Source organism: Methanocalculus sp. (assembly GCF_030651615.1).
Taxonomy (GTDB): domain Archaea; phylum Halobacteriota; class Methanomicrobia; order Methanomicrobiales; family Methanocorpusculaceae; genus Methanocalculus.
In genome coordinates this window covers 1-4,923 of the sequence record NZ_JAUSCG010000146.1, presented here as the reverse complement: position 1 = coordinate 4,923, position 4,923 = coordinate 1, and the positions used below count along the sequence as shown (strand labels likewise).

Here is a 4,923-nt window from a genome sequence, read left to right as displayed (position 1 = left end):
TTCCGGAACAGGACGATACTGGCAATATTTGCAATATTCTTTGCCATCATGATTATCGGGATGATAAGCGGTATTTCACAATACCAGGATATTATTAACTCATATAACGAACACCTCGCAATTATCGGATCACAGGGGGAGGAGTTTATGGGAGGGTTCATGGATTACCGTCCGTCCACGATGATCATCTTCTCATCAGTTGGATCCCTCCTTGTGACGATGGGATCACTCCTTGGGATCACAGTGGGGTTCGATCTCATCACCCGTGAACGTGAGGCAAAAACACTCAGGATTCTTCTATCACATCCGGTCTTCCGGGATGAAGTGATCAACGGAAAGGCGATCGGTGCCGGAGGAGCACTTGCAGCTGTTTTTGCAGCGACGATAGGGATATCAGTTGCTCTTCTGTTAATTGCCGGCATTGTTCCATCAGGTGATGAATGGTCCTCAATTATGATCTTTGCGATCTCGGCATTTCTGATGATCATCGCATATTTTGCTATTGCTCTTTGTATGTCTGCACTATCAGAGACGAGTGGAGCGGCACTTATCTATACGCTCATCATCTTCATCATTCTTTCAAGTCTCCTTCCCGTTCTTATTCAGCACGGGGTTGCAGATGCAATTGCCGGAGAACAACCAAAAATGCCGCAGATCTTCTATTCAGACACCGTTTCGGTATATGGAGAAGGAGAAGTAGGAGCAAAGTCGATCCGTCTTGATGACGATGATTTTCAAAGATACCAGGAAGAAATACAGGCATGGTGGTCAAGGCGACAGGCGATAATCGATACCGCCTCATTATTCTCACCAACGATGAATTTTGAGAAGATATCAACTACTCTCATGCTTAAATCAACCTTTGGATCTGGCGAATCAATAAGCGCAATGTATTCGTCAGTAACCACCTTCGGTTCGGATGATGGGATTATTGCACATATCATCGCTCTCCTTGCACTCCCTGCGATCTTCTTTGGTATTGCATATATGAGGTTTATGCGGTTGGATCTCAGGTGATCAGTTTGATACGTCGTATTTTTATTATTGGATTGATCCTTTGTATCGTTGTAACAGGAGATGGTGCGGCAAGTACGGACTATACCAAACAATACTCGATATCAACACCATTTCCAGGCAGGAGTGTCGAGGCAGGGACGATCATCTCCTTCCCGATCGTAGTCGAGAGTACCGGAACCGGAGAGACCGGTCGTCTCTGGGTACAGCCATTTGCCGGTACCACCGACTGGGACTTCACATTTAGGAAGGATGGATCTGAGGTGACCCAAATCACCCTCCCCTCAGGCAGCAAGGAGACGGTCACTCTGGAGATCGAGACCGACTCCGAGACCCCTATCGGTGAGTACCGGGTGAAGGTGTATGTTGGAGATGCAACGCTCTGGCTCACCATCCGGATTGATGAGACCCATAAAGGCGAGGACGGCATACTTACCCTCAAAACCGTTGATGAGATCGGAAAAGCCGTTGGTGGGGTGTTGGTTGAACTGAAACCGGTTCGTGGAGGAGGAGAATCGATCCTTCTCACCAGTGCAAGTGACGGAACCCTGAGGACAGTTGCAAGTCCCGGGGAATATACCGTATCTATCAGGAAGGAAGGGTATTATTCACCGGCAGCAGTCACCGCAAAGGTGCGGGCAGGCATGACCGAAACTCTCTCTGATCGTGTGCTCCAGACACGGGATACCGCACTCACTGTTGCATGGGAGACACGGGCGGTAACGGTGACACCCGGCAGTTCGACCACAATTGCTCTCTCTCTTGAGAATATCGGCCGGGCAGGTGCAACCTTCTCTCTCGGAACAGAAGGGGTGCCGGAAGGCTGGTCGGTCCGATACCGAACAGGAACAGGTACAACCGGACAGGATATCTCCTCGGTCTATCTGGGAACAGGAGATAAACGAGATATCCAGATGGTGATCACCCCGAAGTACCGGGAGGAGATCGGAGAATATACACTCACCTCGGTCATCTCCACACCGGGTGGTGACCGCTACACTGCAGAAATCGAAGCATCAGTCCGGGGATCTCATGGAATGGAGGTCTCACTTGACCAGTATATCCTTGAGACGACCGGATCAGATCCCCTCACCTTCCGGGTGACGGTGAGAAACTCAGGAACAGCAGGCGACTTAACAGCGGTGACCCCGAAGATCTCAGCCCCAACCGGATGGAATGCAGAAATTCTCCCTGAGACCGTTGCCGGTATCGCACCAGGTGAACGAGTGGTCTTTGATGTCTCGCTCATCCCGCCATCAAACGTGGTGGCAAGCGAATATAAGTTCACGATGAAGGTGGGATCAGACCAGGCGGTCGTTGAAGATAACTTCAGGGTCGCGGTGAAGGAAGGATCATTTGCCGCAATCCTCGGGGTGATGCTCCTTTTAATTGTCGGAGGAGGAATCTATCTCGGTTTCAGGAGACACCAGAGGAGATGAGGGGGATCGATCTGACCCCCTTCTGATACCCTTATCCTCCCGGAAAACAGATATATTCATGATGAATGGCAGGAATCGATCAGATATTGTGATCGGATTAAAAGTAAGCGTGATACAGAAGGCAGATCAGCGGAGCGGGAAGAGAACGGATGGAGTTGTCGCCGCAATTTTAACAAATTCTTCTTTTCATCCTCACGGAATAAAGGTCAGGCTTGCCGATGGAACCGTCGGCAGAGTCACCTCGATCACAGAATCCTGATGCTGAATAGTCCGGAGGATGGAGATCTGACTCATCCAACGGACGCTTCTATGACACCTATCGGAGGCCGGATTGTTATGAACACATTCGCCCTCCGCGGGATAACCGTATTTACCATAAGAGCCGAAGATCCATAGACCATGATCATCATCGGGATAGATCCCGGCATCGCCCGCGTGGGGTACGGTGTCATCGAGAAGCGGGAGCGGGAGATTCTGCCGCTTTCCTATGGGTGTATCGAGACCTCCGCCCGCGACCGGACAACGAGCCATCGCCTCCACGAGATTTATCTCCGGGTCAGTTCCCTTCTTCGGGAGTATTCTCCCGATGAGATCGCTATCGAAGAGCTCTTCTTCACAAAGAACGTCACATCAGCTATAAGGGTTGCAGAAGTAAGGGGAGTGATCCTGCTCGCCGCTGAGGAGCAGGGGATCACAATTGTTGAATATACACCAAACCAGATCAAACTGGCGGTATCCGGGTCAGGCCGGGCGAAGAAGGAACAGGTGCAGGATATGGTGCGAAGAATCCTGAAACTGGACGAGATCCCAAAACCCGATGATGCAGCGGATGGTCTTGCAATCGCCCTCTGTCATATCCATACCCTGCGGTGAATCTCATGTTTGCACATATCAACGGGTCGGTATCATCGGTTGGGGAGAAGTCGGTCGTGATCGATGTCGGTGGAGTCGGCTACCTGGTGCAGGTGAGCCAGCCAACCCTTCTGGAGATCAGGGGTGCAACCGGTCAGGTGAAGCTCCACACCCATTTCCTCCTCAGAGAGGATTCAGCAACACTCTATGGGTTTATCAGGACAAACGAGCGTGAGCTCTTCCAGATCTTAATCAATGTCTCCGGCATCGGCCCTCAGATCGCATTGAACATCCTCTCCCAGATATCACTTGAACAGTTTGCGATGGCAATCATCAATGATGATGAACGAGCCCTCACAAGAATATCAGGAATCGGACCAAAAAGTGCAAAGAGGCTGATTCTTGAGCTGAAGGAGACGATGAAGAAGCGGAGGGGCACCTTTACTGAAGGCGGGAGCCATCTGCCTGCATCGGATGCGGTATCTGCCCTTGTATCACTCGGGTTCACCGAACGGGAGGCAGAAGAGGCGGTTAAAGTGGTGGCTCCTGATCTCAGCGGAGGAACAGTACAGACGATCATTAAAGCGGCACTCCACCACCTGAAGGAGCGGACAGGATGACTGACCGGATCATTACACCGGTTAAGATCGAGGATGAGACCGATGACCCCGCGATCCGGCCTGCACGCCTTGATGAGTTCGTTGGCCAGCCCCAGATTAAAGAGGCACTCAGGATTGCAATCGAGGCGGCAAAGATCCGGGGAGAGACCCTTGATCATATCCTCTTCTCCGGACCCCCGGGCCTTGGCAAGACGACACTTGCCCAGATCATCGCCCGCGAGATGGGATCAGCCATCCGGAGCACGACAGGACCTGTCCTCGATAAACCAGGGGACCTCGCCGCCCAGCTGACCGCACTCTCATCAGGCGATCTCCTCTTCATCGATGAGATTCATCGTTTAAACCCGGTTGTTGAGGAGATCCTCTATCCGGCGATGGAAGATTACAGTATCGATGTAATGATTGGTGAGGGTCCCGGGGCACGTGCAATCCAGCTCCCTCTCGATCGTTTCACCCTGGTCGGGGCGACGACCCGTGTCGGTCTCCTCGGATCTCCGCTCCGTGACCGGTTCGGTCTCATCTTCCGTTTGAACCTCTATGATGTCCCTGACCTCCTCTCGATCGTGAAACGATCAGCAGCGATCCTGAAGATACCAATCACCGAAGAGGGAGCACTTGAGATAGCACAGCGGAGCAGGGGAACTCCGAGGATCGCAAACCGGCTTCTCAGGCGTGTACGCGACTATGCAACGGTCCGGGGTGACGGATCGATCACCCGTGAGTCGGCAGATCTGGCCCTTGACATCCTCGGAATCGATCCGATCGGCCTCGATGATCTTGACCGGAGGATCATCTCGGTCATCGCCCATGACTTTGGAGGAGGACCGGTGGGTGTCAAGACGATTGCAATTTCTATCGGAGAAGAGGTTCGGACGATCGAAGAGGTGTACGAACCGTACCTGATCAGGATCGGGTTTTTAAAACGGACACCGAAAGGAAGGGAGACGACAGAGGCGGCGGTTTCGCATCTCCATCAGGATTTTTGACCTGATAGAAAG

At 52.0% G+C, this 4,923-nt stretch carries 6 protein-coding genes; all 6 read left to right on the top strand.

Features of this window, described 5'->3' with window-relative positions; translation table 11 throughout:
* On the top strand, positions 1–1,017 hold a 1,017-nt coding region (locus Q7V06_RS06365), incomplete at its 5' end, for an ABC transporter permease (protein ID WP_304839667.1).
* A gap of 5 nt (positions 1,018–1,022) precedes the next feature.
* Entirely contained in the window at positions 1,023–2,453 is a 1,431-nt protein-coding gene (locus Q7V06_RS06360) for an NEW3 domain-containing protein (protein ID WP_304839664.1), read from the top strand.
* A gap of 61 nt (positions 2,454–2,514) precedes the next feature.
* On the top strand, positions 2,515–2,712 hold the full coding sequence (locus Q7V06_RS06355; RefSeq protein ID WP_304919562.1) for a YwbE family protein: 198 nt from the start codon (positions 2,515–2,517) through the stop codon (positions 2,710–2,712).
* Between the two features lie 140 nt (positions 2,713–2,852).
* A complete protein-coding gene (gene ruvC, locus Q7V06_RS06350) occupies positions 2,853–3,326 on the top strand; it encodes a crossover junction endodeoxyribonuclease RuvC (RefSeq protein ID WP_304839659.1) in 474 nt (157 codons plus the stop codon).
* 5 nt (positions 3,327–3,331) lie between these two features.
* Positions 3,332–3,925 carry a Holliday junction branch migration protein RuvA gene (gene ruvA / locus Q7V06_RS06345; RefSeq protein WP_304839656.1) on the top strand — a complete coding sequence of 198 codons (594 nt, stop codon included), beginning with the start codon at positions 3,332–3,334 and terminating at the stop codon, positions 3,923–3,925.
* Complete coding sequence (gene ruvB / locus Q7V06_RS06340) at positions 3,922–4,911, top strand: Holliday junction branch migration DNA helicase RuvB (RefSeq protein WP_304839654.1); 990 nt, start codon at positions 3,922–3,924, stop codon at positions 4,909–4,911. Before ruvA ends, ruvB begins: the two co-directional genes overlap by 4 nt.
* Positions 4,912–4,923: the final 12 nt, after the last annotated feature.